This window comes from Nostoc sp., assembly GCF_036919575.1.
Lineage (GTDB): Bacteria > Cyanobacteriota > Cyanobacteriia > Cyanobacteriales > Nostocaceae > Nostoc.
Genome location: NZ_JBALBY010000028.1, coordinates 1 through 24,961, shown reverse-complemented (window position 1 = coordinate 24,961; position 24,961 = coordinate 1). Strand labels below are relative to the sequence as shown.

Here is a 24,961-nt window from a genome sequence, read left to right as displayed (position 1 = left end):
TTGCATGAAAGTAGCAGTCTTCAGTACAAAAGCCTATGATCGGCAGTTTTTGTCAGCTGCAAATTCTCCCACCCAACAGAAGTTAGTGTTTTTTGAACCCCGTTTAAATCGGGATACGGCTATCCTCGCCGCCGGATTTCCGGCGGTTTGCGTATTTGTGCACGATCAGGTTGATGGCCCAACTTTAGAGCTTCTCGCCTCACGGGGAACTCGGCTGGTTGTCCTCCGTTGTGCAGGGTTTAACAATGTAGACTTACAAGCCGCCGCAGACTTAGGAATTACCGTTGTACGTGTTCCCGCCTATTCACCCTACGGGGTAGCAGAACATGCTGTGGGATTGATTTTAAGTTTGAATCGCAAAATTCATCGTGCCTATAACCGTGTCCGAGAAGGCAATTTTTCCATAGATGGACTGTTAGGATTTAATTTGCATGAGCGCACAGTGGGGATTGTTGGCACCGGCAAAATCGGTTTGATTTTAGGACAGATTATGAAGGGGTTTGGCTGTGAATTACTCGCCTATGACGTTTATCGCAATCCCGAATTGGAGGCGCTAGGTGGAAAGTATGTACAACTACCTGAGCTATTTGCCAACTCTGATATTATCTCTCTGCATTGCCCCCTGACTCCCGAAACGCATCACTTGATCAACACTGAGGCTATAAAACAGATCAAGTCAGGCGTGATGCTAATTAACACTAGCCGAGGAGCGCTGATTGATACCCAAGCAGTGATTGAGGGATTGAAGTCTGGTAAGATTGGCTATCTCGGTATGGATGTCTACGAACAAGAATCGGAATTGTTCTTTGAGGATTTGTCTGGCGAAATTATTCAAGATGATATTTTCCAGCGTCTGATAACGTTCCCCAATGTACTCATTACCGGACATCAAGCCTTTTTTACAGCAGAAGCCCTCCATAATATTGCAGAAACAACTTTTGCTAATATTGCTGATATTGAAGAAGGTCGTCCTTGTGCTAATGAAATTCGCGCTCAACCGTCAGTTTAGGTAATGCTTGGCGATCGCTAAGGGAGCATATTCATTTACTCTGAACGATAGGCAACGCCAAGACTTTGGACTAAAATCACCATTCAATCCTCACCATCGGGCAAATTTTCCATTTCCTCAGTAATTAGCGTCTGAAAATCTTCGTCACAATGATTATGCAGATGAACTGTAGCAGCTAGGAGTTCTGCGAGAATTTCAGCTTCTTGGTTAACAGTTAAACTAGGTAACTGTAACTGCTAAACTAAGGCTTGTACTTTCAGGCATTCTGTACCTAATTCAGCAATCAAGGTACTGAGGGTTGAATTCGTGACTGCAATAGGGCGATCGCTAATCTGCATATTCATTGTCCCAATCTTTTACCGAAAAGCTGGGTAAAAGCCCCGTGCTTCTAGCACGACTTTATATTGTATTATCTGGAATGTTCCATGATAAAATATAGAAATGATAGCAAGAGAAGCCAAGCTGCTAAACGGAACTAAGGAACAATACCAAGCTCTTGATGATGCGATTCGCGCTGCCCAATTTATTAGAAATAAAGCAGTACGTTATTGGATGGATAATCAAGGGGTTGGTAAAGCTGACTTATACAAGCTGTGCAAAGACTTAGCAGCAGAATTCGACTTTGCTTTGAAGTTAAATTCTGCTGCACGTCAAGCCAGTGCCGAAAGAGCTTGGGCTGCTATCTCAAGTTTCTATAAGCGTTGTAAAAAACAGCAGAAAAAGAAAGGTTATCCGAAATTTAAAAAGCATTGTCGTTCAGTGGAGTACAAAGTCTCAGGCTGGAAATTATCTGATGATTGCAAAATTATTACTTTCACGGATGGCTTCAAAATTGGTTCTTTATCTGTATTCTGCAATTCATCCACGCGAGAAGACCTTCATCAACTTAAAATCAATCGTGTCCGTGTAGTAAGGAAAGCGGATGGGTATTATGCCCAATTCTGCTTTGATGCTGACCGGAAGGAAGAGGGCGTATATACAGGTAATGTTGTTGGGTTGGATTTAGGATTAAAATATTTCACTAAAGACCAAAATGATAATGCTGTAATTTATCCCCAATTTTTGAGAAAGTCAGAACGGAGACTAAAAAAAGCTCAAAAGCGGTTAAGTAAAAAGTTTGTTTTAGGTAAAAAACCTCAATCAATCAATTATCACAAGTCACGAAAACGATTAGGTAGAGTTCATCTAAAAATCACTAGACAGCGTAAAGATTGGGCTATAAAGCAAGCCCGATGCGTGGTTCACTCTAACGATGTGATTGTCTATGAGGATTTAAAGATTGCAAACATGGTCAAAAATCACCATTTGGCTAAGTCAATTTCTGACGCTAGTTGGTATCAGTTCACCCAATGGTTAGAGTACTACGGAAAAATCTGGGATAAAGCAGTAGTAGCGGTATCGCCTAACTATACATCTCAGGATTGCAGCCATTGTGGATATAGGGTAAAGAAGTCACTTAGCACCCGAACTCATTCATGTTCTAACTGTGGGGTTAAAATATGCCGTGATACGAATGCGGCGATTAATATCCTCAATTCGGGTATGAAGATATTAGGAGTTAAGTGGCAAAACAGTACTTCTGGGCAAGAAGAATCTGCATCAAAAGATGGAAAGCATGGGGAGAAGACCACCAATACTATTGATGGGAAACTTGATATAGCAAGCGGATTTCTGTGAACCATGAATTAGAATCCCTGAACATGACGGTCAGGGAGTATGTCAATCCGAACGATAGGCAACGCGGAGACTTTGGACTAAAATCACCAGAGATGCGATCGCCATCAACCCACCCCAAAACCAGTAAGGTAAAAGCAAATACCGTTGCATTTGCGCTGTATCAGAAAGTCCAAGTGAGCCAGCAGAGCTACTAAATAGATAATCAAGTTGATGGTACGTACTTACACAAGCTTGTACACCCAGAAATTGAACAACAAACCCTTGCATCCAACGAGGGGCTTTCAGAGCGATACCCAAAATGATTAAACCCAGTAAGGGAATTGCCAGCAATCCAAACCAGGAACGTACCCAAATTAATGTAGAAAATAGCAAAAAACTCCCTAATATTTTTAAACAGAGGGTTGCTGCTCTAAAACTCCGGGAAGCTAGAATCAAAGCTGCACCAGCAATAGGCGGTCCCATTGGCCCTGCTGCTGCGACCATTGCCGGGACAATTGGCCCCAATGACGACCGAATGCCATAAGTTGCTACACCAGAACCATTGCTAAAAATCTCTAATTTCTGAAACTGTCCCCCGAATACAAGTGCCATTAAACCGTGACCCATTTCATGAAACCAGGTTGCCAAAATCGTAAATGGGTATAATATATAATCTCCTCCTGGTAATTGCCAGAGTAAAGCAGTTGCGATCGCTGCTGCAATTAGCCAGGTTAGCCCCATGCGTTCAACAACTGGCGGGGCTTCTTTGGTCAGCAAGGTTTCAAAATTTTTGCTTGGTTCCCTCATCGGTCACTTTCCTGAAGTAATTAGCCTAACTGTTGGAGTGTATTTTCATCCATGCTAGTGTAATTATTAAGGTAATGGAGTTGCTGGGCAATGCAACAATTCGCACCAGGAAGCGACGGCTGTCAACTATGGCGCTATCAAGAACAACATAGTTATCCGTCGCTTGTCAGATGCAGTTCATTTGTTTCTCCTCCAAAATGGATGCCGGAGGATGGGCAGAAAATGCCTAAACTGATGTCACAATTAATCGAGAATCAGTTAAGCAAGTTGAAACAGGAATGTCATTAAGTCTCCTTTACCTAAGCTGATGCGATCGCCTGGACGCAAGCGGTGACGATTCCCTGGTAAAAGCGGCAAATTATTAATATAAGTGCCATTAGAACTCCCCACATCTTCTACATAGTGAGCGTCTCCCTCGACGCGAATATCTGCATGAATCCGCGAGACAATTTCTGAATTGGGAAATCCTGAAACATCTATATCTGGGGGAATCCGATCATTGGGCTTGCCGATATGAATCACAGAAAGATTTTGCGGTAATTCAATTAGCAGATCGGTTTGAACGTGGATTAACCGCGCTGTAACCTGCTGTAATTGCGTTTTGGAAGCAGTTGCAGTTGCTACTGGTGTTGCTGACGGGGATACTTCAGCTTCAGAGGCTGGCGCTGGTTCCAAAGGTGGTGGAGTCGGAATACTTTTTTCAAAGACTACGGGTTGAGCTGCGAGAGTTGGGGCTGGTTCTGAGGGGCTACTTTCTCTAACAGATACTTGTGGCGGAGCTTCTGGGGCAACTGCCACCTGTGTTGGTGGTAAAGATGAGCCGGAGGGATGGGCGTTAGTAGATTCACTCAGTCCCAAGGCATCTGGTTGTAAAAGTTCTAACAGTGGATCTGGTGGAACTAACGGCGGTACTTCCACAGGAATATCGGGAGTAACTGTTGCAGCTACCGCAGGATGAACGTGTGGAACTCCTGCGGAATGAAGGTTATAGCCACACTGACCGCAGAATGCAGCATCTGCCTGCACAGTTGCCCCACAACTGGGACAGTTAGTAGTCGCAGGTAACGGTGTATAGCAAGCTTCACACTGGACAGCGCCATCAGGGTTGGGATGATTGCAATTAGGGCAGACGATCATCGATATTTAGCCTTTGTTCAAGATCATCATAAAATTATGTAGGACTGGCAAGCAGAGGGCGGCCCTAACTTTAGATTCTAGCAATTACTGCTCATGGAACAATGAATTGGACACTCTTACGCGGGGAACAGGGAGTAGGGGAGATGAGGGAGATGAGGGAGATGAGGGAGATGAGGGAGACAAGGAGAATAACCACAGGACTTACGCAAACAATAGCCGAAAAGAGTGATTTTCTGGTAGGGGCAATTCATGAATTGCCCCAGAGGGCGTGTGGTTTTGCGTAAGTCCTAAACCAATGCCCCATGCCCAATGCCCCATGCCCCATGCCCCATGCCCCATGCCCAATGCCCAATGCCCAATGCCCAAATTCAATGTTGGAGTTCTAAACCTGCTGCCGCATCCAGCAGCCACCAAAGTTCTCCTTGGGGCTGAATCAAGCGGGATGGGTAAGTGAAGTCATCGGCTACAGGTGCAAAGACTTGCGCCAAAGCTGGTCGTTTATTAGCACCAGCAACTAGAAAAATCACGCAACGAGCAGAGTTGATGAAGGGGTATGTGAAAGTTATCCTGGGGTTTCCGTCTTTGTTACCCACAGTAACTAGGCGATCGCCTACTTTGAGAGCCTCTGTGTGGGGAAACAAAGATGCGGTATGTGCATCATCACCCATTCCTAGTAATACTACATCTAAGGAGGGAAACTCGACCCCAGAAGAATTGAAAAATTCTTTGATCTGTTGTTCATACTTAGCAGCAGCCAGTTCTGGATTAGCTGACAAAGTTGGTACGGGGTGAATGTTAGCTGCTGGGATATCAACACGATCTAGCCACGCCCGACGCGTCATCAGTTCATTGCTATCGGGATGATCTGCTGGTACATAACGCTCATCCCCCCAGAATACATGAATTTTATCCCAAGGCAGTTTTTGAGTAGCAATCGCTTCGTATAACGGTTTAGGTGTACTACCGCCAGATAAGGCGATGGTAAACTGCCCACGCTGCTCAATAGCAGTTTCTAACTTGGACAGAATTAATTCTAGCGCTCGTGCAACCAGCGCTGGCTGATCCGGTAGAACTTCAACGGTTTTATTCATGGCTTCATCATATTGCTGGCTTCCAGCAATACAATACCGAACTTATTACAATCTCCCTTTTTAACTTTTGAAACATTTAACATCCTGGATTAGGTAGGCTGGAAAAACGTAGACGCTCCTTATCACCTTCAACGATAAGTTGTCAGTAGTCAGTTGTACTAACTACTTTCATGATTATTTTTATTTACACCCAGTTACTTGATACTTTGTTGATTAACGCCACAAAGGATATATTTATTAATTCTTATTAAAAATTAATAAAACTAATTAATCACAAACAGCGCTTCCCAGTCAGCGATCGCTTCACGTTGGGCGATTAACAATTCCTGAATTCCCTTTTCGGCGACATCTAGCAGTTGATTTAACTGAGTACGGCTAAAACTGCCTTCTTCGGCTGTTCCTTGGACTTCAATGATTCCCAGGTGTTGATTCATCACCACATTAAAATCTACTGTTGCAGCCACATCTTCGATATAATTCAGATCCAAAAATGGCTCGCCCTCCAGTAATCCTACGGAAACTGCTGCTACCTGTCCACACAAAGGCGATCGCTCCAACACGCCCTCCTGCAACAATTTAGAAATCGCATGAGCCAACGCCACAAATGAGCCTGTAATCGCTGTTGTCCGAGTTCCAGCGTCAGCTTGTAAAACATCAGCATCCACAGTCAGCGTGCGTTCTCCTAGTGCCTCAAAATCCACTGCTGCGCGTAAGCTACGTCCAATTAAACGTTGAATTTCTTGCGTCCGTCCAGATAATTTCAATAATTCCCTTTCTTGCCGTTTTTGGGTAGCAGATGGTAGCATCCGGTACTCAGCAGTTAACCAGCCTTTACCAGTTCCTTCAAGAAACTTTGGAACTCCCTTAGTAACACTAACAGTACAAAGTACTTGAGTATCACCGGATCTTGCAAGAACAGAACCGGGGGCAAAGTGGGTGAAACTAGGGTAAAAGCTAATCGGACGTAGTTCGTAGGGAATCCGACCGTCTGGACGCTGCCAAGCCATTGGAGTTGCCTCAAGTTTTAGAATACTGCCTTAAGGTTAGCTTAGTGTTGCAAATGATCTGAGTGGGAGTAGGGAGTGGGGAGTGGGAAAGAGGAGGCAGAAGTTCTTTAATTTTGAATTTTGAATTTTGAATTTTGAATTTTGAATTGATTTGTCTCCCCTGCTTCTCCTTTAAGGAACTGAAAGCAGAGTCAAAATATTTTGCTCCACCATCTCTGGTGACTGGTCGCCGTTGATGGTCAACAAGCAGCGACGACGGTCGTAATATTCAAGTATTGGAATAGTGCGATCGTAGAATAATTCTACACGGCGTTGGACGATTTCGGGTTGGTCATCTGGTAGCGATCGCCCCAAGGATCGGCTAACCATGACTGCTTCTGGTACTTGGAGATAAATCGCCCAATCGAGCTTTTGCTCTAAATCATCCAAGAAAAAATCTAATTCTTCAGACTGAAAGGCAGTACGGGGATAGCCTTCTAACACCCAATCGCAGTTAATATCTGGTTGTCTGAGGCGAATTCGGATCAACTCAATGATCATTTCGTCTGGAACTAACTCCCCTTTTTGCATGTAAGACCGTGCGCGATCGCCCAGTTCACTCAGGCTAGCGTAAACCGAAAGAGAAGTTCGGGGGTCAGTTTGGGACCATCGAAACTCCGATGGCAGATTATCGCCAGATATTGCTTCCCGTAAAATCTCACCTGTAGAAATCAAAGGAATATCAAAGTATCTGCAAAGCCTTTGTGCTTGAGTGCTTTTACCCGATCCTGAACCTCCCAGAATCACCAATCTCACAACAATTCACTCCTCATCCTGTCAAATTCACTACTTTCTCAGTCTTTTTTGCCCAAACAACCGGGAAATCTAACATTTAGCGGTTTTCAGACGTTATGCCCAGATTTTTTAAATAATTGCAACTGTAACTCTTATGTTTTCATTTTTACAACTCCTTTCAGAGAAAAAACGAAAATAACTCTTGACTTCAGCACAAACCTAGTGTTTGACTAAGAATGCAATTTGCTAAATCCACCACATCTGTGAAAAACAGATTGATTATACAGGCAGATTTGTCAGAATTACCGCCAGCAGAAACCTTTAATTTATTGTAACTTTTTGAACTTAGCCCTATGGTTGCCCAGCTAGAAACCCAAAGTATCAATTCAACCCTTACCTTACCATATCCAGTTGAAGGACTAGTGCAAGTTTTCACTAGCTCCAATCGCAACTTTTTTACAAGCGTTATGGCTCAATCACTGAGAATAGCTGGACAAGGAACGCCAGTATTAATAGTGCAGTTCCTCAAAGGAGGTATTCGTCAAGGACAGGATCGACCCATACAACTGGGACAAAATTTAGATTGGATTCGGTGTGATTTGCCTCGTTGTATCGATACACCACATTTAGATGATACGGAAAACCAAAGCTTACAAAAGCTGTGGCAATATACACAACAGGTAGTGTGTGAGAGTAAGTATTCTCTCGTTATCTTAGATGAGTTAAGTTTAGCGATTAACTTTGGTTTAATTCCTGAAACCGAAGTTTTAGCGTTTCTGACAAAACGCCCTCCCCACGTCGATATCATTCTCACAGGGCCAGAAATGCCCAAATCTCTCTTGGATGTAGCAGATCAAATTACAGAAATCCGCCGGAGTTATCGACCTTAAACAATCTCAGGATTTGAGATTTTGGATTTAATAATCTTTAATCAGAGGGTGTGTTAAAGTTCATGAACACACCTTACTGTTCTAGCAACAGATGTCGGATTGAGAAGAAATTGAGCAGATTGTTGTGCCGTTAGTTGAGATAACTGAATCTGTTTGAGGAAGACTAAACCTTCATTGACAAAGGAATCTCTTACTAAGGCTTTATCGCCGCTATTGAAAGAAGTTTCATAAAACACTTCCTTAATTCCTGCGGAGATAATTAACTTTAAACAAGACAGACAGGGTTCTAGAGTGACGTAAATACTTGCACCATCTGTAGAAGTCCCATGCTTTGCTGCTTGTGCGATCGCATTTGCTTCTGCGTGTACAGCCCTTGATGGTAAAGTTTTACTAGCATCACAGCTACTCAATCCTGGATAACAGTAGCCCTGAGCCGTACAATGGGCTGAACCAGATGGTGAGCCATTGTAACCTGTTGCTACGACCTGCTTGTTTTTCACAATCACAGCACCCACGGGAAAAGCTAAACACGTTGAGCGAGTTGCTGCAAGTTTAGCTAACATCAAAAAGTATTCATCCCATGTTGGTCTTTGATGGCGTTCTTCGATTGGGGAAATATCTTGCATAATCTGTCAATTTCAAACTTTATTCTACTGCCTTGCTGACAACGAAAACTGTGGATGCTCTGGGTTCCACTTCGCCAAAATATTTTTAAGCTGATTCAAAGCATCTTCATGATCGTAAAACTGTATTTCAGCAATCACAGTGGGAATGCCCCGTGGAAATCTTGATATTTTTTTACCTGTTTCGTATAGAAGAATAATAGGAATGTTGTTTGTCTCTGCGAAAGCTAACTCCATTCCAACACCAAAGGATAGTGAGCCAAGGTAAGCAATAACTAAGTCCGAATTGCTTACCTGATACTTATCTTGGTCGAAAACTTCACGAGGACTAATATCGGGATTATTTACGGGATCAGTTTGTTTGTGTGGAACATAAGCTTTAAGACCAATTTCTTCGCAAAGTAAGCCAATTTTCTCATAAAGTGCTTTGCATTCTACCGGATTTATTACATCAGTTAATGCACCAGAGATATATATATTGGACATTTTTAAGAGCTATCTTAAACTAGAATTTACATTTACTTGAATATTCAATACCCAAACAATTCATTTTCTCATAAAAGACATTAGTGATGATACAAATATCTCCTCCAATCCAAATAGATTTTCTTACTTATCTAAGGTTGGATTTACTGTTTTCTTCGGGTTTGCTTGTATCTGAGGAGTAGGAGTCTTAGTCGGGCTTGGGGTAGATGAAGGGGAAGGCTTAAACAACGCAATGCCTGCAATAATTACTGCTAATAAGGATGCAATTGCACTGATTGCTGTCCATCTAACCTGTTCATCTGAACCTAAAAGATTTAAGAATGTGTCTTGAACACTTTTTTTAAGGTTTTTATACTCATCTGACTCTATCATCAGTTTTTTTAGTAAATTTTCATCATCTTTCATCCAACGAAGTTCTTTTTGATTAAAAAAATCATCTATTTCGTGGCGATTAGGTCGTCCACGAAGAAGATCAAGTCTTGCAGAGCTATCAGAATTGCCATTACTTGAAGACTTGGAACTTAATTTTTCAATAGCTAAATAAGCAATTGGTCGCTTAACATCTCTCACATTAATTCGTATTGCTTTATCTGAAACATTATGAAGCGGTATACAAAGAACAGCTGACCAACAAGGATTGACTCTGGTTCCAATGTGTCCTAAACCCTCTGATACTAGTTCAACTACAGAATAAAGCGGGCCTCGAAATCGATTACTAAGCCAAACTGATTCATCAGTCCACACTAGGGCTGTATCTCTTGGTGGGATGTAGAAAAACTTCTTTTCCTTACCCGGCTGGTCTTGGTTAGATTCCGTTTCAATAATTAAACGTTGTTGCTGCCCAATCGCATAAGCATACTCGCTAGCAGTTAGACATAAATCACAAGCTTTTATACTACCTGGTTTAAGAGGATGAAAAAGTATACCTCTACCAAGTTCCCTAATAATATCCCGATCACTCAAGACTGACATCTAAATACTCCCTAATTCCACAAACCACCAGAATTTTCCACAAAGGCATCCAATATAGTTATAAAGTCAAGCACATCGTGTCAGTAGCTACATAGGACGCTCTGACTGTCTTGATCAAAAGACTACTTTGATCACACGTATTTTAAGTTATATTCTGGCGTGTTGCAAATTACCTTATACATTTAGCACGGCGATATCCACCCTAGTATTGCTGTTTATTTATTATTATGAATTACAGTTTTTTCACTTACTGATCCTGAATGTAAGACTGACTACTTTTAATACAGTTACTAGCCTTTTGTAGTTCGATACCTAAATAACCAGTATGTTCAGGCTGAATTGCTGGAGAGGTAGCACAAATCTCTCTTAATAAGCTAAGGGGGTTTTTCCCACGATAAGACTTAATCACCTCACCACTACCAGGGGTTGTGTGGGTAACGAATATCTCTTTGCCATCAACCTCAATTAGGAAATTGCCGGAGGGGTCATAATAGCTACGCTGGTTAAAAATTGCAGCATATTGATTCGCAATCAGCCTCTCTGCATTGTCCCAGGTATCATCATATATATGAGCACTCTGACTAATAGTTATGAGCGGCCCCATTTTCAAATCATACTCAGAACGCTTATAAATTTCATCCCTAATACGTTGTTGCAAAGCCCTCAATCCCATTGCATTTGCAGGCCAGGCAGCAAACATATCATTACTTCTAAAAGTTGCAGTTAGTGATAATTCATTATCAACCACTCTCAACCAAATGTGATTCAGACAAGGGCTACCACCTTTTTCATGGTCTTTTACATCCCATAAGTTCATCACTGCACTAGCAGCATCAATTTCTCCAATTAACTTCTGAATTACCTGGTCAATTTGGTCATACCCAAACCAGGAACGTAAACGTTGACCGTATGTATATTTCAACCCTTCCCTATAAGGTGCATCATCTAAAATCTGCGAAACGTATTCTTCAAGAAAAGGAGGGTCAACTGGCAAATAATTAGGCTCAGGAAAGTAGAATTTAGGAGGCTCATCAGTAACAATTGCTATCAAATCAATTAATTCTTGCCATTGTCCATCATAGCCAGTTGGTCTAATTGTTCCTGTTGTCTTAATCCGATGAATGATTTTTACCCAAGTTTCAGCTATAGTTTTACCTTCTATTCGATGCCCATAACGTGGCCCTGGTAAAACACTTGGTTCAACGATAGACATGAGAAATTTTACAGGCGTTCCCCAAGGAGAAAGTGCTTCAAATTGGGCATAAGATTTAATTAGACTAACGGCTTTAGAGATGGATTTGGTTTCCTCATACTTTATTGACTCCCGCAGGTGTTGTAGCGCACTAGCTTTCACTTCAAGATCAATATATCCAGGGATAGGAGAGCGAATTACCCAGCAACGCAACCCAGTATCACACACACCTTCTTCAAAGCCATTGCGGAAAAAGTCCAGCAAGCACTGACACGCACCGGCGTTATTATCTTCCCTTGTGGCATTGAGAACAACTAAATAGCGGACGTGGGGATTATACAGTAAATTGCGAATTAATAAGTTTATCCCCCTTGTGGGCGAGTATAGTTGCCCAATTACAGCATAATCTTCGGGTTGCAAATGTTTAGCAATCGCCTGCTTCACCGTCCACCCTGTAATCACTGCTGTTTGACCTAGACCATAAATAAGCTGGTTTGGCTTGTACAGTGCTTTGTACTCGAATTGGGTTGCCTTACCCGTTGCTGTCATGATTGGCTAAAAGTAAAAAATTAACGATCTTTGACTATATCACTAAATCTAAATTGGTAATAGTTTCATAGAAGGTAGACTTTGAAAGTCTACCTAATAAATCAATGCAATGCGCTTGCTTTACAAATATTAACAACTTTGTTACACTTATTTACATAACAGAGAAGACAGGGAAAAATCCATGCGTACAAACACTGCTATAATTGATGACCAAGGCAAGCTGAACAACTTTGCGATCGAGCCAAAAGTTTATATAGATGAGCAAGGCGATCGCACAGGCTTCACTCCTTACGCAGAACTGCTCAACGGTCGTTTAGCAATGATTGGTTTTGTCTCTCTGATCGCATTAGAAGTATTCACAGGACACGGCATCGTTGGTGTTTTGGCAAGTCTGTAAAAACTAATTTCTGTAACAGAACTCTCAACAAACGTTAAGAGACGGTAAATTTACCGTCTCTTAATTTATGGGAAAACTTAGTGCTAGAGTAAAAATATACTGATAGCAAAAGCCGTTATCAGCGTAAAAATATAGGGTGAACTATGGCTTTAACTGCTTCAACTATGTTGCCGCTAGGCACAAAAGCACCCGATTTTCATCTACCGGAAGTGGTATCTGGGAAGGCAACTTCACTTTCCACCTTTGCAGATAAAAAAGCACTCTTGGTAATGTTTATTTGTCGGCATTGCCCATTTGTAAAGCACGTCCAACAAGAATTAGTGCAGTTAGGAAAAGATTATTTTACAAGTGATTTAGCGATCGTTGCCATTAGTGCTAATGATGCAAAGAATTATCCAGATGATGCGCCAGAGTCGTTACAAGCATTTGCCACAGAACTAGGGTTTAATTTTACCTTGTGTTACGACGAGAGCCAGGAAACGGCAAAAGCTTACACAGCAGCTTGCACACCAGATTTTTTTGTATTTGATAGCGATGGCTCCGCCAAGGCCAAAGGCGATCGCCAACTTGTTTATCGGGGACAATTAGATGATAGCCGCCCCAGTAATGGTAAACCTGTAACGGGCGCAGATTTACGCGCAGCCATTGAAGCAGTGTTAGCGGGTAAACCTGTTACGAGTGAGCAAAAGCCGAGTGTTGGTTGCAATATTAAATGGAAACCTGGAAACCAACCCAGTTATTTTGGTTGAAAGGCATTGGGCATTGGGGGCATTGGCCAAACAGGGCAATTCAATTTTGGATTTTGGATTGACGATAGCGGAGCGTTAGCGAGTCCGCGAGCGTCTTTTGGATTAAATTTCAATTCTTTAATCCAAAATCTAAAATCTAAAATTCTCACTCCCCACTCCCCACTCCCCACTCCCCACAACTATCAGTGTTTAATTTCCAAATTAAGTATGTAGCATCCTAGTTGGACTTTTTCTGCCCACAATTCATATTCCAGACGCAAATGCTCTGGCAAAGGATGTCCGTTGAGAGTTAGGCTACTAGTAAAATTTCGTAAACGAATAGGATTGTTAGGTTGCAATGATTCAGTTGGCAACCAATAGCGACTAATGCCATAAACGCCCTGTTCCCAAAAGTGACGATAACTCACTTGAGCGTTACCTTGCATAGTCATAATTACTCGGTAAGGGGAAATCTCCAGCCACAAAATTCTGGGACTGCTAGGAGCGTAAGCTTTGCTCTTACTTTGGGGAAGTGTGTCCTCTGGACTTAGGACACTCTCTACTTCGCAGCTAATTAGGGGCGGTGCAGTTAACAGCAAATGGAACCGGTCAGTGTCTTTTTGATACAATGTCCCGGCAGTTTCGACAACAGACCAGATTGGTAGGTCAGTAGAAATAAGTGATAAGCACACGGGCTTGCGGTGATGGGTCAGCATGGGAGCGATAAGGGCTAATAACTATTGAACAAAGTCAAATCAACACTCTAGCTGTCTAATAGGTCAGGGTAAGAAACTAAATAGTAAAACAGGCTTAATATAAATGAATCCGCTAATTTGTTAAGCTACACAAATGCTGATATAAACAGGTAGAATGTCAGCCTAGTCAGTAAAAACGATACTTTTTCTAGAGAGAGCTAATTTGTAAGTAAAGCTTGTAAATATTCTAAGGCTATACCTCAAAACAGTGCGAGTCGTTATAGATGCTAAGAAACCTTCTTGAGGGAGACTTCTTGTAGATTGGAGTAAGTTTCATATAGCAAAAAGGGATAGGATACTAGGCAGGAAGTCACTAGCAGCAACTTTGTTTATTACTGCTGAACTTCCGGTGTATTCAAAAGCCAGTGTATCCTAATGTCGGCTTCTGTTATAACCGTAGAAACTCACGAAGACCTTTCTCACAAGTTAATTATTCAGCCGCCCCATTTTGGCTCTCTTTACAGCAGGGTGGTTTCATACGAAAAAAGAAAAATACTTAATGAAGTCGGAAGTCGGAAGTCGGAAGTCGGAAGTACAGTTTTGTCACGGGGATTTAGCGAGAAACGCGGTCTTGGGCAAAGCCCCAAGTGGAGCGATTTCTCAAGACAGACCCCGCCACAAAACTTAAAGCCGTGCTTCTAGCACGGGGTTTTAAACCCAATTTTTTGATAAGTTTTGATTTCTTGTCTTGTAGCATGGATTTTTACCCCGCTTCCATTCCTCTCCCCCGGTGGAGGAGAAGCTTTGAAACCCAGTTTTGGTTTTTCTCTGCTTGTATGAAACACCCTGCTTTTTGGCTATCTTTACAGGTTCACATCCAGGTGGCTGGGGATTCTTCACCATACTCAGCATCACAGTGCCAAAAAAGATTTTTTGTACGCTAAGAAAATTTCAAGTGCCTGAAACAACGATTTTTCATTCAAACTAGAACAAAACTAGTACAGCACGGCGGAAGTAAACCACCCATTCCAAATCAATGAAACGCTTACGCTGTATTAATTTTAACTAGTTGTTTTTAAGCTATAGATGCCCAAATTTCTGAAGTTGTAAGCTTGGAGTTCTACAATTAACAGATTACCGTGGGTTTAAGTCCCCCGGTTCAAAATCGCGCAAGTTTTGGGTCGGGGTCTGTCTTGCAAAGTTGCTCCTCTTGGGGAGACCCCAAGACCGCAATGCATCGCTAAATCCCTGTCACAAAACTTAATTACGAATTACGAATTACGAATTACGAATTACGAATTATTTAACAAGTCTGTGCCATTAAAGCTGCTGGTGAGATTTAGCCTGATACGATTATTGAAGTCAATAGCTTTCGACTATTCAGCATTAAGGATTTTTGGTACTTTGAAAAATTCGCCTTCCTGTTCCGGCGCACTGTTGAGAATACTTTCCCGGTCAGGATAGGGTTGCAATTCATCCTTTCGTGTGATATTGCTGACATCAATTGCCCGTGTTGTTGGGGCTACATTACTGACATCAAGTTCATCTAACTGTTGAATATAATCCAGAATACTTCCCAACTGAGTAGTGAATTGTTCTTCTTCTTGTGGAGTCAATTCTAAACGAGCAAGATTAGCTACTTTGTGAACTTGTTCTTGGTCAATCATATTTTTTTAGTTAGGAGTGAGGAGAGACGCGATTAATCGCGTACAGGAGTGAGGAGTTAGGAGTTAATGATTCATAATTCCTAACTCTTCACTTTTAGAAGAATACGTCAATTTGCGATCGCCCGGTGGTTTTTAGCCAGTTTTGAGCTTCGATGTAGTTATTGGGAGCCATGCGAATCGCTCGAATCCAATAGTCTGCGGCTTGGTCAAACAGTGCTTCGCCAGCCTCGTTATCTCCAACTTCTTTCTCCTTTTCGCCTTGGTAGTGATAAATCACGGCGATGTTGTTCAAGGCTTGGGGCATACGTGGGTTTAACTCAATTGCCTGGTGATACAGTTCTAAAGCCTTTTGGTGGTCGCCATTGCTGGCATAGATTAGCCCCATATTGTAGAGAATATAGCCGCGATCGTTGGTATCTTCCTCTAGTGTTAGAGCTTCTTCATAATATTCCAATGCTTCAGCATATTCCCCTTCTGCTTGGGCTGACATGCCATCTCGATAATAAACAAACGCTTCTTTAGCTTTTTTGTTGGTTGGCAAGATCTTCAAGATGATATCCGCCATGACTGTAAAGGATTTATCAATAAAATTATCGTTTTTTTGCGTTCTTGGCATATTTGTTTCTGGGTATTGGGTATTGGGGCATTGGGCATTAGGCATGGGGCATTGGGCATTAGGCATGGGGCATTGGGCATTGGTTACACCCTATCTCCCTTATCTCCCTCATCTCCCTCATCTCCCCCACTCCCCACTCCCCACTCCCTACTCCCCAATCTCAATTTAACTGATTTGGGGGTGCATTTTTTCACTGACGGGTATGATGCATTGCGGACTATTATGACGAGAGTTGTTTACCAAGGTGCTAACTGGATAGGCAGTCATTGCTGGGGCTGGATAGGGACGCAATAGCTGCTGTAGGGTTTGGGGCGTTTGCACTTGGGAATCTAGCCATAAATCGTAATCTTGTGGCTCTAGAATCACTGGCATCCGCTCGTGGATAGGTTGGAGTAATTCGTTAGCTGCCGTTGTCAAAATTGTACAAGAGATTATTTCTTCGTTAGCAGGCGTTCCCGCTTCTCCTGTCGGAGACGCTACGCGAACGGGTTGCCGTAGGCATCGCCATTTCTCCCACAAACCTGCAAAGCCGAAGGGTTGCCCGTCTTGAAGGTGAAAATAAAACGGCTGCTTCTTACCTTGTTGTCGTTGCCACTCATAAAAGCCATCAGCTATCACTAAACAGCGTCTGTGCTTAAAAGCCGAACGAAAAGCGGGTTTTTCGGCAACAGTTTCTGCCCTAGCGTTAATCAGCTTTGCCCCTATTCCTGCATCTTTCGCCCATGACGGAATTAAGCCCCAACGCAACTGCTTAAATTCACGCTTTTCGCTTTCGGGATTTTGTAACACTGTTGCCACCATTTGCGTAGGTGCAATGTTATATTCTGCTGCCAAATCTGGAACTGGCTCAACATGGAAAAGTTCAGCTAAATTTGCTGCCGACTGGTTTAGAGTAAATCTTCCACACATACTTTTATTCTCAACCACTGACTAAGTTAAACATCTCAAGCTAGAAATAAATAATACTTTTTTGATTTTCTGGAATGATTTTATCAGAAGAATTCAGAACTCAGGAGCGGAGCCGGAGACGTTTCCGTTAGCTCCGGTCAGAATGAGCGTATGAATTCTGTACGAGTGGGTAATGAATATTGGTTAAAACCTCGCCCGAAGTCAAGCGAAAAAAATTAAAATATTCTCGCCTTAAAACTCTATCCCTTTATGGGTAGAGTATTCACAATTGGTGAATTCTGAATTCTGACTCCTGTTTTATCTAGTACTCAGAAGCCAAATATAAAAATAATTATCCGGTTTTGGCAAAATCTTTTGGTAAGATATTGTATTTTGAACCTTCAATTATCTATCGACATATTCTTAACTGTATTTTAACATGGAACTACTGCGTTTGTACGATTTTTTACCTTCTGGCAATGGTTATAAGATACGTCTTTTATTGACACAACTAGGTATACCTTTTGAGAGGGTAGAGCTTAACATCTTGAAAGGCGAGACTCGAACACCAGAATTTTTAAGTAAAAATCCTAATGGTAAGATACCCGTTCTGGAAATTAAGCCAGGGAAATACTTGGCAGAATCAAATGCCATATTGGTGTATCTGAGTGAATGCACAGAATTTTTGCCCTATGACCGATTCTTACGAGCGCAGGTGCTGCAATGGTTATGTTTTGAACAGTATAGCCATGAACCTTTTATTGCTACATTAAGATTTTGGATTTCTATTTTAGGTAAAACTGAAGAATATAGTGAAGCTATCAAGCAAAAACGTGAACCAGGTTATGCAGCACTTAACTTGATGGAAAAACATTTAAGTTCTCACACTTTTTTTGTGGGAGAACGTTACACGATCGCTGATATCGCCTTGTTCGCTTATACTCATGTAGCTGATGAAGGTGGGTTCGATTTAACACAATTTCCTGCTATCCAAGCTTGGATAGAAAAAGTCAAAGCTCAACCCAGATATATCAGTATTACACAAGCTTAAACAATTCCTAATTCATAAGTAAAAAGGAATACAGCGTAAGCGTTTCATTGATTTGAAATGGCTGGTTTATTTACGCCCTGTTGTACTAAGCTGAAAAACATCTAATTTGCATAACGGAATTAAACATAATTCTTGTGGGGTGGGCAACATGAGCGCCCTAATTATGCAAGTTGAATGTGGAACAACTTAGATACCTGTATCAATTTCTATGAGCTTTTGCCGAGAGGACAAACCTGACTTAATTCTGATATCAGATTTGCTTAGATCAAATTTCTCTGCTAGTAGTTTAATTAACTCTTCATTCGCCTTACCATCAACTGGGGGCGATTTTAAATACACAGTCAGACTGCCATCAGGTTGTTCTTCAATCTTTTGCTGTTTTGAATTAGGTTTAACCTTGACTTTTTTTTGCATAACCTATTCCGTGTAATTGTCGCAGCCACAACCAACCTAAAACAGAACCTAATACATAATGAGGAAAATCCCACCAAACAAAGGTGGTACCAAGTAACAATTTACCTATCAAGGTGGCGCGAATCTCCTCTAATAGTGGTGGATGCCAAAGTTGTAAGAATTCTAGTATACAAGTGATGACAAAAACCCATATCGGAATTTGGATTACCGCCGCCCGACTTCTGAAAAACCAAAATGCGAATAGACACCAAAATATTTCGTAAAATATAGCTGCTCCGTAGTCATTAAACCACTGATGGGCAGGCCCAGTGTAGTACTTAAACAAAAAGCCCATCGGTACAACGATGAGCAGAGAAAGAATAACAAATATTGTTTGGTTACGGTTTCGGCGCATTTTCTGAAAGCTTAGAGACTAAGCAAAATTTTAGCCTCTGCACCGCTATTTGAAAATCTTGTTTTTAGGTTCTAAGGCCATATCGGCTGTGTTGCTTGTAGAGGAGGCGGAGCCTCTGAATGGGCATTCCCAGTCAGAGACTGGGAACGAGGTATTTTAAATTACGAATTACGAATTATTTGGTTATGGATATCTTCTGCTACCAGCACCCACTACACCGATTTTGTGGCGATAGGAAAGTTCAGCACCGAACCAGCCGGAAATGCTAACCAGTGTACCCACAATCAGCGATAGTAAAAGTCCCCAAGGTACTATTCGGGATTCAGCGTCGCCCAAACGTAGGAGAAAGTTGACGAGTGATAAAACTAGTAGAGAAACGTTAATTATCAAATGCACCCAACCGGCGGTGCGCTTGCGAACTCGTTCAATTTTCAAAAAGTCGCTGAGGCCGATCGCTGCTGCAAGAACGCCTCCAGCTAATCCGAGTCCGATTAACCATAGGGAAGCCCTAGCCCAAAAGAAATCACCAGTTAACCAGTAGCCAATGTCGCTTCCCAAGGCGGCGGCTAAAAAGGCTATGGGAAAGATTACACTCAGGGGATGTAGGGGATGTCCTGCGATCGCAACTGTACTGGGTACACCGCTATCAAGATACTCACTATCGTTGCTTTCAATAACTGGGGGAATATTTGGAAAAGGTGTTGAACTTGTTTGCGTTGTTTCTGTAGTTTCCATTATTTAGTATCCTGAATTTACCTGAATTTATTAGCGTCCTATTTTTAATCAGAAGGAATTTGTTCAATATAAGGGTTTACCTACTTCTACATTTATACTTATATATTTAGTTTTTCTGTCGCTTTATTCAGCACCTGATCTCTTAGAGGTTGTTTGAAAAGTCCTATTGTCGGTATCAAATAGTTTTAGATCCCCCTAAATCCCCTGATAAATTGGGTGACTTTCATTCTGGTTCCCCCCTTTTTAAGGGGGGTTAGGGGGGATCTAAAAGTGCCTAAAGTCACAGCGAAACACTTTTCAAACAACCTCTTAATCCAGGATTGTCTGGCATTATTAATTAATTTAACTCCTCCTGTCCTGCTGTAAATAGCATATCCTTGAGTAAATATAATAAAATACCATCACAAATTTATCTATCTGGCGATGGAATATAGATTTAAATATTGTCTATCTAAAAGTATAATGAGAGGGGTAGGCATCGCTTTTACAATATTTTTTTCAAAGGCAACATAAACCCTGGCACAACATCTTCACCGCTTAATATTGCCGTAGCCGGATATTGAGTAATTGAACCATCCCGGCGATAAACTAAAGCTTGCTGATTTTTACTATCAATTAACCATCCTAATTGAACACCATTAATAATATATTCTTCCATCTTGGCTTTGAGTTTTGCCAAGCTATCATTTTTAGAACGAATTTCAATTACAAAGTCGGGTGCTAAGTTGATAAATTTGTCCTCTTGCTGATCCCAACCTTCTGGTAAACGTCCTTTAGCCACAAAAGCAGCATCAGGTGATCTGACAGCAGTATTTGCTAATCTAAAACCAGTACTCGGCCCAAAAACTTCACCTAGATTCTGACTTTCTACCCAATTAAACAGATAGGCTCCTGCTTTTATTTCTCGATTACCAGAAATTCCACCAGTCGGGGGCATAGTTTCTAAAGTACCATTAGCATTGCGTTCAAACCGCAGTTCTGAGTTTTGCGAACTCATCAGCATTAATTCTTCATCAGTGACAGTATATAAAGACTGCATCGTTATTTTTTCGCTGTTCATGATGATACCATAGCAAGCTTGATAGATATTTCAATTTTAGCTCTCTACCGCTCTCATCCTTTGCAACCTCTGCGCCTGGAGCGGTTTGTTATAAAATTGACACAAACCCTTTTTTCGGTAGAGTTATATTGACTCATTTTATACAATGCTCTCAGAACGTTTTACCGCAGCCCTCACCTACGCTACCCAACTGCACGCCAACCAAGTTCGTAAAGGTTCAGGTGTTCCCTACGTTGCCCATTTATTAGGTGTCGCCAGTATTGCTTTAGAATATGGGGCAAATGAAGATGAAGCGATCGCAGCCCTCTTACATGATGCGATCGAAGACCAAGGTGGCGCGGCAACACGGTCAGAAATTCGCCGCCGCTTTGGTGACAATGTAACAGCAATTGTAGATGGTTGTACTGATGCTGATACAACTCCCAAACCGCCTTGGCGACAGCGCAAGGAGGCATATATTGCTCATATTCCTACCGCTTCCCCATCAATACTGCTCGTGTCATTAGCGGATAAACTTTACAACGCCCAATCTATTCTCAAAGATTATCGCGTTTTGGGCGAATCAGTTTGGGAACGTTTTCAGGGGCGTAAAGAAGGTACTCTTTGGTATTATCGGGCGCTTGTGGATGCCTTCAGGAAGACTGGAACTACTGTAATTATTGAGGAATTAGAACGGGTTGTTGCAGAAATTGAGGTATTAGCATCTCAATAAAAATTTTATTTATCCAGAAGTAAATAAAAGATTCATGGAAACTAGACAAATAGCCTTTTTACATACACTATATAGTCATGTATCTCACAAACAAATTACGCTTCTCTCTCTAGATAAAAAATCTTTCCCTCGGTAGATAGGTGTACTTACATTATTATGGCTGCTATGTTACCAATATGACGATAGTAAGACAAAACACTCTAAATACAACCGTAAGTCCTTCAGTAAGTCCTCCAGAAAACTTGGCAGAAAAGTATATGGAAGCAGAGCGGATGCATGATGTTCTGCTTTTACTGCAAAATTTGATTAACAGTGAAGAAGCCACTGTGAAACTAATTCTGGATTGTCTCTATGATGTTGGTTCAGTCAATCTGATCAATCAAAAGCTTCGCTTGAAGCCTCTAAACAGGTTGATGAAATTAATTGCTCGAATGTCCAAACCAGTTTTTAAAACCTTAGCTTTAAATTGGTTTAAAAAGAACTGTCCCCAACTGATTACGAATTGGCTACAGACGCAGGTTTCTTTTGCAAAACCCCAAAATACACCCCAACAAGTAGCTATCGAAGTTGTAGAACTGGAACCATATTCCATACCACAGAGAGAAAGTCTGAGCCAAGAGATTAAAAATCTCCGCTCCCAGGTCAGATGGCTAGGTGGGATTTCAATAACAGCGATCGCTATTTTAGTAGTAACAATCACTTGGTTAAACTGAAACCCCTAAGTAGCACCGCGATCAAATTTCATTGATTCACCAAGCTATTTTAGGCGTAAAATCTACTTGAGTTTTATAGCAATCCTAAATTGTTTGTAAACAGTTTCTCTATTTCTTTCTTCTGGTGCATTTGCTGCGCCTAGCTTGCTTAACCGTAGGAGTACGCGGGTTGTTGTCATAATTTTTCGGTAATGACCTATCCGGGATTCTTGTATGAGCAAAATTATTAATTTCTAATCCCTAATTGATGTTAAAGAGCAACTAAATTGATTTATGGAAATTACCCCAAGTCCAGCATCATTATTTAAAAAAGCCCATTCATGCCTGGGGTAATAATTATTAATTACGAATTACGAATTACGAATTACGAATTATTATGCCTTTGCCTAAACCGACCTTGGAGGACATCGAAATACATCTGCTTTTAGAAGGACTGTATCAGTACTACGGTTATGACTTTCGTGATTATGCTCTTTCCTCACTCAAGCGCCGCATTCAGAGCTTCATGAACTTAGAGGGGTTAGCAAATGTTTCTGCATTGCAAGAGCGGTTACTCCACAATCGTGCTTATTTGGAACGGTTTTTGCTTGCTCTGACGGTGAATGTAACATCAATGTTTCGTGATCCCAGCTTTTATAACACCTTCAGAAGTCAAGTTATCCCCTTCTTACAAACCTATCCATTTATTCGCATCTGGCACGCTGGATGTTCAACTGGTGAAGAAGTTTACTCATTGGCAATTTTACTGCAAGAAGAAGGACTTTACCACCGTTGCCGTATATATGCCACTGACACAAACGAAAGGGTATTACAAAATGCCAAAAGTGGTATTTTCTCCCTGAAATTAATGCAGGAATATACTCAGCTTTATCTGAAAGCAGGTGGCAAAAAGTCATTCTCAGAATATTATACAGCAGCTTATGATAACGCGATTTTTCGAGCATCTTTAAGAGAAAATGTTGTTTTCGCACAGCATAATTTAGCAACTGACAGTTCTTTTAATGAGTTTAATGTCATCCTTTGTCGTAATGTCCTCATCTATTTCAATCAGGTACTTCAAAAGCGAGTACATGAACTGTTTTATAATAGCCTTTGTACTTTTGGTATCTTGGGTTTAGGACGACAAGAATCTATCAGGTTTACCCCTTATGAGCAGTACTATGAAGAGATAATCAAAGGTGAGAAAATATATAAGAAAATTGCAGGTGCTTGAATTATGAATTATCGTCACATCACTAATGCCCAATACAACTCTTGGAGAGGCTGCGCCAACGACAACGCTACTTCGACCCTTCTCTACGAGACGCTACGCGAACGACAAAGCTCAGGGCAACGCGCCGCTCAGTACAAGTCAGTATAAGTGCCTAATGCCCCAAAAATTATCAATAAAATTGCGTAGACGTAGCCCGTTGTAGGCATCGCTGTCAAAAGACAGTCTGTCATACATTTTTAATTGTGTTCAGAAGATATACTTGGCGATCGCTTAAGGTAAATTACCATTAAAGTCTTAAAGGAGATTGTCGATGCAACTTCTCGAATGTCCTCCGGTTGCAGTCATTGCTGGAGAAAATGCAGTTCATGTTTCTCAACTACCTTCTACATGGCAAGACATTGCTAGAGAAACCACGAGTGTTGGACTTGACCATCCCCAAAGCTATGTTGAGATGGCACAGTTGTTCCTATACAAATTAGAGCATGGTGATGTTGACTTGTTTAGCGATCGCCCCCAACTAGCTCACTTGATACCCTCATTTTCGCAGCTATTTACCCAATTGGCATGGGAAACCCTAGAGTTTTTTGGGCAAGACTTTCTCAAACACAGCTATCCGAACTTTGCAGAAATTCTCCGTGATGTGGAGTCAAAAGGGACAGAGTTCGCTGATGAAGTAAAAGTAGCTCGCATTGGTATAGATTTGTTTAACGAGTTTGGTTATGAACTACCTGCCAGCTTCTATCATGTGCATCTAGCACCAATTTACCGCGATCATGTTTTTGAAGAACGCGCCTTACGATTTGATCAGCGCGATATCGAACACAAACGCGCTTGGGATGCCATACTCCATGCAGGTAAGGTGTTTGCTATCCAGATGAAGGTGCAAAGTATTGCTTCCAAATACGGTTTTACTTATCAACACGGCTGTGGTTGCAACTCTCATCTATCTTCCATTGATGTATCTCGTGGGGCGTTTGAATATGAATTGAGTCCCGAAAAGCGTCAGCGATGGATTCGCAGTTTCTTATGGACTGCTTGGTATGAGTATGCCTTCTTTGCGATCGTGCCCAACACAAGTTATTTAGTTTGACAAAGAAGTAGACGGGAGCATCTCAGTGAAAGCAAATATACCCTAAATCGACCCCCCTTAGTACAGCTTTGCGTAAAAAAAAGCGTAGCGTTTTTAATAGACCTCTTGCATAAATCAAAAATAAGAAAGAACCCCACCCCGCCAAAGCTACGCTTTGTCTCCCCTCCCGAAGAGCTACAGTGTACACACAAGTCTGAAAATAGTTTACTCACCTAGTTTTTCGCGTCAGTTTTACCCCACCCTAACCCTCCCCTTATAAAGGGGAGGGAACTAGATTCCTGTTTCCCCCCTTTATAAGGAGAGGGAACTAGATTCCTGTTTCCCCCCTTTATAAGGAGAGGGAACTAGATTCCTGTTTCCCCCCTTTATAAGGAGAGGGAACTAGATTCCTGTTT

General features: G+C 41.6%; 31 protein-coding genes. 12 read left to right on the top strand and 19 right to left on the bottom strand.

Going from position 1 to position 24,961, the window contains the following annotated elements; all coding sequences use genetic code 11:
* Positions 1 to 4: 4 nt before the first annotated feature.
* Complete coding sequence (locus tag V7K27_RS09135; protein ID WP_334946391.1) at positions 5 to 1,009, top strand: 2-hydroxyacid dehydrogenase; 1,005 nt, start codon at positions 5 to 7, stop codon at positions 1,007 to 1,009.
* A 441-nt stretch (positions 1,010 to 1,450) separates the two neighbouring features.
* A complete protein-coding gene (locus V7K27_RS09130) occupies positions 1,451 to 2,686 on the top strand; it encodes an RNA-guided endonuclease InsQ/TnpB family protein (protein ID WP_334946389.1) in 1,236 nt (411 codons plus the stop codon).
* A gap of 42 nt (positions 2,687 to 2,728) precedes the next feature.
* On the opposite strand, the gene V7K27_RS09125 is transcribed toward V7K27_RS09130, so the two are convergent.
* The 6 genes from V7K27_RS09125 to V7K27_RS09100 all read right to left on the bottom strand — a co-directional run bounded on the left by V7K27_RS09125 (position 2,729) and on the right by V7K27_RS09100 (position 7,502).
* A complete protein-coding gene (locus tag V7K27_RS09125) occupies positions 2,729 to 3,472 on the bottom strand; it encodes a M50 family metallopeptidase (RefSeq protein ID WP_334946387.1) in 744 nt (247 codons plus the stop codon).
* Between the two features lie 258 nt (positions 3,473 to 3,730).
* Complete coding sequence (locus V7K27_RS09120) at positions 3,731 to 4,609, bottom strand: FHA domain-containing protein (protein ID WP_334946385.1); 879 nt, start codon at positions 4,607 to 4,609, stop codon at positions 3,731 to 3,733.
* Between the two features lie 201 nt (positions 4,610 to 4,810).
* A complete protein-coding gene (locus V7K27_RS09115) occupies positions 4,811 to 4,975 on the bottom strand; it encodes a hypothetical protein (protein WP_334946383.1) in 165 nt (54 codons plus the stop codon).
* A gap of 2 nt (positions 4,976 to 4,977) precedes the next feature.
* Positions 4,978 to 5,700 carry a 6-phosphogluconolactonase gene (gene pgl / locus V7K27_RS09110; protein ID WP_334946381.1) on the bottom strand — a complete coding sequence of 241 codons (723 nt, stop codon included), beginning with the start codon at positions 5,698 to 5,700 and terminating at the stop codon, positions 4,978 to 4,980.
* 263 nt (positions 5,701 to 5,963) lie between these two features.
* Positions 5,964 to 6,707 (bottom strand): ribonuclease PH, encoded by a 744-nt coding sequence (gene rph, locus V7K27_RS09105; protein WP_334946379.1) that lies wholly within the window; start codon positions 6,705 to 6,707, stop codon positions 5,964 to 5,966.
* A gap of 171 nt (positions 6,708 to 6,878) precedes the next feature.
* On the bottom strand, positions 6,879 to 7,502 hold the full coding sequence (locus V7K27_RS09100; RefSeq protein ID WP_334946377.1) for an adenylate kinase family protein: 624 nt from the start codon (positions 7,500 to 7,502) through the stop codon (positions 6,879 to 6,881).
* 332 nt (positions 7,503 to 7,834) lie between these two features.
* Between V7K27_RS09100 and V7K27_RS09095 the strand changes: the two genes are divergently transcribed.
* A complete protein-coding gene (locus tag V7K27_RS09095) occupies positions 7,835 to 8,371 on the top strand; it encodes a P-loop NTPase family protein (RefSeq protein ID WP_334946375.1) in 537 nt (178 codons plus the stop codon).
* Positions 8,372 to 8,424: 53 nt separating this feature from the next.
* Here the strand turns inward: V7K27_RS09095 and V7K27_RS09090 are convergent, their stop codons facing one another.
* From V7K27_RS09090 to V7K27_RS09075, 4 genes are all read right to left on the bottom strand, one after another.
* Positions 8,425 to 8,997, bottom strand: coding sequence for a deoxycytidylate deaminase (locus V7K27_RS09090; protein WP_334946373.1), 573 nt, complete (start codon positions 8,995 to 8,997; stop codon positions 8,425 to 8,427).
* A 24-nt stretch (positions 8,998 to 9,021) separates the two neighbouring features.
* The gene (locus V7K27_RS09085) at positions 9,022 to 9,480 is read right to left on the bottom strand and encodes a nucleoside 2-deoxyribosyltransferase (protein WP_334946371.1); all 459 of its coding nucleotides are present in this window, start codon (positions 9,478 to 9,480) and stop codon (positions 9,022 to 9,024) included.
* A 123-nt stretch (positions 9,481 to 9,603) separates the two neighbouring features.
* Positions 9,604 to 10,452 (bottom strand): hypothetical protein, encoded by an 849-nt coding sequence (locus tag V7K27_RS09080; protein WP_334946369.1) that lies wholly within the window; start codon positions 10,450 to 10,452, stop codon positions 9,604 to 9,606.
* A gap of 247 nt (positions 10,453 to 10,699) precedes the next feature.
* Positions 10,700 to 12,193 carry a thymidylate synthase gene (locus tag V7K27_RS09075; protein WP_334946367.1) on the bottom strand — a complete coding sequence of 498 codons (1,494 nt, stop codon included), beginning with the start codon at positions 12,191 to 12,193 and terminating at the stop codon, positions 10,700 to 10,702.
* A gap of 181 nt (positions 12,194 to 12,374) precedes the next feature.
* On the opposite strand from V7K27_RS09075, the gene V7K27_RS09070 reads away from it, so the two are divergent.
* Both V7K27_RS09070 and V7K27_RS09065 read left to right on the top strand, forming a co-directional pair.
* Entirely contained in the window at positions 12,375 to 12,590 is a 216-nt protein-coding gene (locus tag V7K27_RS09070; protein ID WP_334946365.1) for a chlorophyll a/b-binding protein, read from the top strand.
* A gap of 143 nt (positions 12,591 to 12,733) precedes the next feature.
* On the top strand, positions 12,734 to 13,339 hold the full coding sequence (locus V7K27_RS09065; protein ID WP_334946363.1) for a thioredoxin family protein: 606 nt from the start codon (positions 12,734 to 12,736) through the stop codon (positions 13,337 to 13,339).
* 182 nt (positions 13,340 to 13,521) lie between these two features.
* On the opposite strand, the gene V7K27_RS09060 is transcribed toward V7K27_RS09065, so the two are convergent.
* The 4 genes from V7K27_RS09060 to V7K27_RS09045 all read right to left on the bottom strand — a co-directional run bounded on the left by V7K27_RS09060 (position 13,522) and on the right by V7K27_RS09045 (position 16,296).
* Positions 13,522 to 14,034 (bottom strand): hypothetical protein, encoded by a 513-nt coding sequence (locus tag V7K27_RS09060; RefSeq protein WP_334824965.1) that lies wholly within the window; start codon positions 14,032 to 14,034, stop codon positions 13,522 to 13,524.
* Between the two features lie 592 nt (positions 14,035 to 14,626).
* Positions 14,627 to 14,770 (bottom strand): hypothetical protein, encoded by a 144-nt coding sequence (locus V7K27_RS09055; RefSeq protein WP_334946362.1) that lies wholly within the window; start codon positions 14,768 to 14,770, stop codon positions 14,627 to 14,629.
* A gap of 619 nt (positions 14,771 to 15,389) precedes the next feature.
* Positions 15,390 to 15,680 carry an Asp-tRNA(Asn)/Glu-tRNA(Gln) amidotransferase subunit GatC gene (gene gatC, locus V7K27_RS09050; protein ID WP_334946360.1) on the bottom strand — a complete coding sequence of 97 codons (291 nt, stop codon included), beginning with the start codon at positions 15,678 to 15,680 and terminating at the stop codon, positions 15,390 to 15,392.
* Positions 15,681 to 15,774: 94 nt separating this feature from the next.
* The gene (locus V7K27_RS09045) at positions 15,775 to 16,296 is read right to left on the bottom strand and encodes a photosystem I assembly protein Ycf3 (RefSeq protein ID WP_334946358.1); all 522 of its coding nucleotides are present in this window, start codon (positions 16,294 to 16,296) and stop codon (positions 15,775 to 15,777) included.
* Between the two features lie 22 nt (positions 16,297 to 16,318).
* Between V7K27_RS09045 and V7K27_RS09040 the strand changes: the two genes are divergently transcribed.
* A complete protein-coding gene (locus tag V7K27_RS09040) occupies positions 16,319 to 16,465 on the top strand; it encodes a hypothetical protein (RefSeq protein ID WP_334946356.1) in 147 nt (48 codons plus the stop codon).
* Here the strand turns inward: V7K27_RS09040 and V7K27_RS09035 are convergent.
* Complete coding sequence (locus V7K27_RS09035) at positions 16,462 to 17,205, bottom strand: SOS response-associated peptidase (RefSeq protein ID WP_334946354.1); 744 nt, start codon at positions 17,203 to 17,205, stop codon at positions 16,462 to 16,464. The genes V7K27_RS09040 and V7K27_RS09035 overlap by 4 nt on opposite strands.
* A 418-nt stretch (positions 17,206 to 17,623) precedes the next feature.
* On the opposite strand from V7K27_RS09035, the gene V7K27_RS09030 reads away from it, so the two are divergent.
* Positions 17,624 to 18,235, top strand: coding sequence for a glutathione S-transferase family protein (locus V7K27_RS09030; protein ID WP_334946352.1), 612 nt, complete (start codon positions 17,624 to 17,626; stop codon positions 18,233 to 18,235).
* A gap of 186 nt (positions 18,236 to 18,421) precedes the next feature.
* Here V7K27_RS09030 and V7K27_RS09025 read toward each other — a convergent pair whose 3' ends face one another.
* The 4 genes from V7K27_RS09025 to V7K27_RS09010 all read right to left on the bottom strand — a co-directional run bounded on the left by V7K27_RS09025 (position 18,422) and on the right by V7K27_RS09010 (position 20,838).
* Positions 18,422 to 18,649, bottom strand: coding sequence for a DUF167 domain-containing protein (locus V7K27_RS09025; protein ID WP_334946350.1), 228 nt, complete (start codon positions 18,647 to 18,649; stop codon positions 18,422 to 18,424).
* On the bottom strand, positions 18,627 to 19,043 hold the full coding sequence (locus V7K27_RS09020; RefSeq protein ID WP_334946348.1) for a ribosomal maturation YjgA family protein: 417 nt from the start codon (positions 19,041 to 19,043) through the stop codon (positions 18,627 to 18,629). Before V7K27_RS09020 ends, V7K27_RS09025 begins: the two co-directional genes overlap by 23 nt.
* 183 nt (positions 19,044 to 19,226) lie before the next feature.
* Positions 19,227 to 19,778, bottom strand: a complete 552-nt coding sequence (locus V7K27_RS09015) for a DUF2231 domain-containing protein (protein ID WP_334946346.1) — start codon at positions 19,776 to 19,778, stop codon at positions 19,227 to 19,229.
* 484 nt (positions 19,779 to 20,262) lie between these two features.
* Positions 20,263 to 20,838, bottom strand: coding sequence for a Uma2 family endonuclease (locus V7K27_RS09010; protein WP_334946344.1), 576 nt, complete (start codon positions 20,836 to 20,838; stop codon positions 20,263 to 20,265).
* A 145-nt stretch (positions 20,839 to 20,983) separates the two neighbouring features.
* Between V7K27_RS09010 and V7K27_RS09005 the strand changes: the two genes are divergently transcribed.
* The 5 genes from V7K27_RS09005 (at position 20,984) to V7K27_RS08985 (ending at position 24,566) form a co-directional block, all read left to right on the top strand.
* The gene (locus tag V7K27_RS09005) at positions 20,984 to 21,550 is read left to right on the top strand and encodes an HD domain-containing protein (RefSeq protein WP_334946342.1); all 567 of its coding nucleotides are present in this window, start codon (positions 20,984 to 20,986) and stop codon (positions 21,548 to 21,550) included.
* A gap of 176 nt (positions 21,551 to 21,726) precedes the next feature.
* Positions 21,727 to 22,263 (top strand): hypothetical protein, encoded by a 537-nt coding sequence (locus V7K27_RS09000; protein ID WP_334946340.1) that lies wholly within the window; start codon positions 21,727 to 21,729, stop codon positions 22,261 to 22,263.
* Positions 22,264 to 22,639: 376 nt separating this feature from the next.
* Positions 22,640 to 23,476: a CheR family methyltransferase gene (locus V7K27_RS08995; protein ID WP_334946338.1), complete on the top strand. Its 837-nt coding sequence runs from the start codon at positions 22,640 to 22,642 to the stop codon at positions 23,474 to 23,476.
* Positions 23,477 to 23,479: 3 nt separating this feature from the next.
* On the top strand, positions 23,480 to 23,623 hold the full coding sequence (locus tag V7K27_RS08990; protein ID WP_334946336.1) for a hypothetical protein: 144 nt from the start codon (positions 23,480 to 23,482) through the stop codon (positions 23,621 to 23,623).
* A 163-nt stretch (positions 23,624 to 23,786) separates the two neighbouring features.
* On the top strand, positions 23,787 to 24,566 hold the full coding sequence (locus tag V7K27_RS08985; protein WP_334946334.1) for a hypothetical protein: 780 nt from the start codon (positions 23,787 to 23,789) through the stop codon (positions 24,564 to 24,566).
* Positions 24,567 to 24,961 lie beyond the last annotated feature (395 nt).

Bases quoted from the DNA above. Each gene is read 5' to 3' on its own strand.
- V7K27_RS09135 (WP_334946391.1), top strand. From the start codon at position 5: ATGAAAGTAGCAGTCTTCAGTACAAAAGCCTATGATCGGCAGTTTTTG.
- V7K27_RS09130 (WP_334946389.1), top strand. From the start codon at position 1,451: ATGATAGCAAGAGAAGCCAAGCTGCTAAACGGAACTAAGGAACAATAC.
- V7K27_RS09125 (WP_334946387.1), bottom strand. From the start codon at position 3,472: ATGAGGGAACCAAGCAAAAATTTTGAAACCTTGCTGACCAAAGAAGCC.
- V7K27_RS09120 (WP_334946385.1), bottom strand. From the start codon at position 4,609: ATGATCGTCTGCCCTAATTGCAATCATCCCAACCCTGATGGCGCTGTC.
- pgl (WP_334946381.1), bottom strand. From the start codon at position 5,700: ATGAATAAAACCGTTGAAGTTCTACCGGATCAGCCAGCGCTGGTTGCA.
- rph (WP_334946379.1), bottom strand. From the start codon at position 6,707: ATGGCTTGGCAGCGTCCAGACGGTCGGATTCCCTACGAACTACGTCCG.
- V7K27_RS09095 (WP_334946375.1), top strand. From the start codon at position 7,835: ATGGTTGCCCAGCTAGAAACCCAAAGTATCAATTCAACCCTTACCTTA.
- V7K27_RS09090 (WP_334946373.1), bottom strand. From the start codon at position 8,997: ATGCAAGATATTTCCCCAATCGAAGAACGCCATCAAAGACCAACATGG.
- V7K27_RS09085 (WP_334946371.1), bottom strand. From the start codon at position 9,480: ATGTCCAATATATATATCTCTGGTGCATTAACTGATGTAATAAATCCG.
- V7K27_RS09080 (WP_334946369.1), bottom strand. From the start codon at position 10,452: ATGTCAGTCTTGAGTGATCGGGATATTATTAGGGAACTTGGTAGAGGT.
- V7K27_RS09075 (WP_334946367.1), bottom strand. From the start codon at position 12,193: ATGACAGCAACGGGTAAGGCAACCCAATTCGAGTACAAAGCACTGTAC.
- V7K27_RS09070 (WP_334946365.1), top strand. From the start codon at position 12,375: ATGCGTACAAACACTGCTATAATTGATGACCAAGGCAAGCTGAACAAC.
- V7K27_RS09065 (WP_334946363.1), top strand. From the start codon at position 12,734: ATGGCTTTAACTGCTTCAACTATGTTGCCGCTAGGCACAAAAGCACCC.
- V7K27_RS09060 (WP_334824965.1), bottom strand. From the start codon at position 14,034: ATGCTGACCCATCACCGCAAGCCCGTGTGCTTATCACTTATTTCTACT.
- V7K27_RS09055 (WP_334946362.1), bottom strand. From the start codon at position 14,770: ATGCTACAAGACAAGAAATCAAAACTTATCAAAAAATTGGGTTTAAAA.
- gatC (WP_334946360.1), bottom strand. From the start codon at position 15,680: ATGATTGACCAAGAACAAGTTCACAAAGTAGCTAATCTTGCTCGTTTA.
- V7K27_RS09045 (WP_334946358.1), bottom strand. From the start codon at position 16,296: ATGCCAAGAACGCAAAAAAACGATAATTTTATTGATAAATCCTTTACA.
- V7K27_RS09035 (WP_334946354.1), bottom strand. From the start codon at position 17,205: ATGTGTGGAAGATTTACTCTAAACCAGTCGGCAGCAAATTTAGCTGAA.
- V7K27_RS09030 (WP_334946352.1), top strand. From the start codon at position 17,624: ATGGAACTACTGCGTTTGTACGATTTTTTACCTTCTGGCAATGGTTAT.
- V7K27_RS09025 (WP_334946350.1), bottom strand. From the start codon at position 18,649: ATGCAAAAAAAAGTCAAGGTTAAACCTAATTCAAAACAGCAAAAGATT.
- V7K27_RS09020 (WP_334946348.1), bottom strand. From the start codon at position 19,043: ATGCGCCGAAACCGTAACCAAACAATATTTGTTATTCTTTCTCTGCTC.
- V7K27_RS09015 (WP_334946346.1), bottom strand. From the start codon at position 19,778: ATGGAAACTACAGAAACAACGCAAACAAGTTCAACACCTTTTCCAAAT.
- V7K27_RS09010 (WP_334946344.1), bottom strand. From the start codon at position 20,838: ATGAACAGCGAAAAAATAACGATGCAGTCTTTATATACTGTCACTGAT.
- V7K27_RS09005 (WP_334946342.1), top strand. From the start codon at position 20,984: ATGCTCTCAGAACGTTTTACCGCAGCCCTCACCTACGCTACCCAACTG.
- V7K27_RS09000 (WP_334946340.1), top strand. From the start codon at position 21,727: ATGACGATAGTAAGACAAAACACTCTAAATACAACCGTAAGTCCTTCA.
- V7K27_RS08995 (WP_334946338.1), top strand. From the start codon at position 22,640: ATGCCTTTGCCTAAACCGACCTTGGAGGACATCGAAATACATCTGCTT.
- V7K27_RS08990 (WP_334946336.1), top strand. From the start codon at position 23,480: ATGAATTATCGTCACATCACTAATGCCCAATACAACTCTTGGAGAGGC.
- V7K27_RS08985 (WP_334946334.1), top strand. From the start codon at position 23,787: ATGCAACTTCTCGAATGTCCTCCGGTTGCAGTCATTGCTGGAGAAAAT.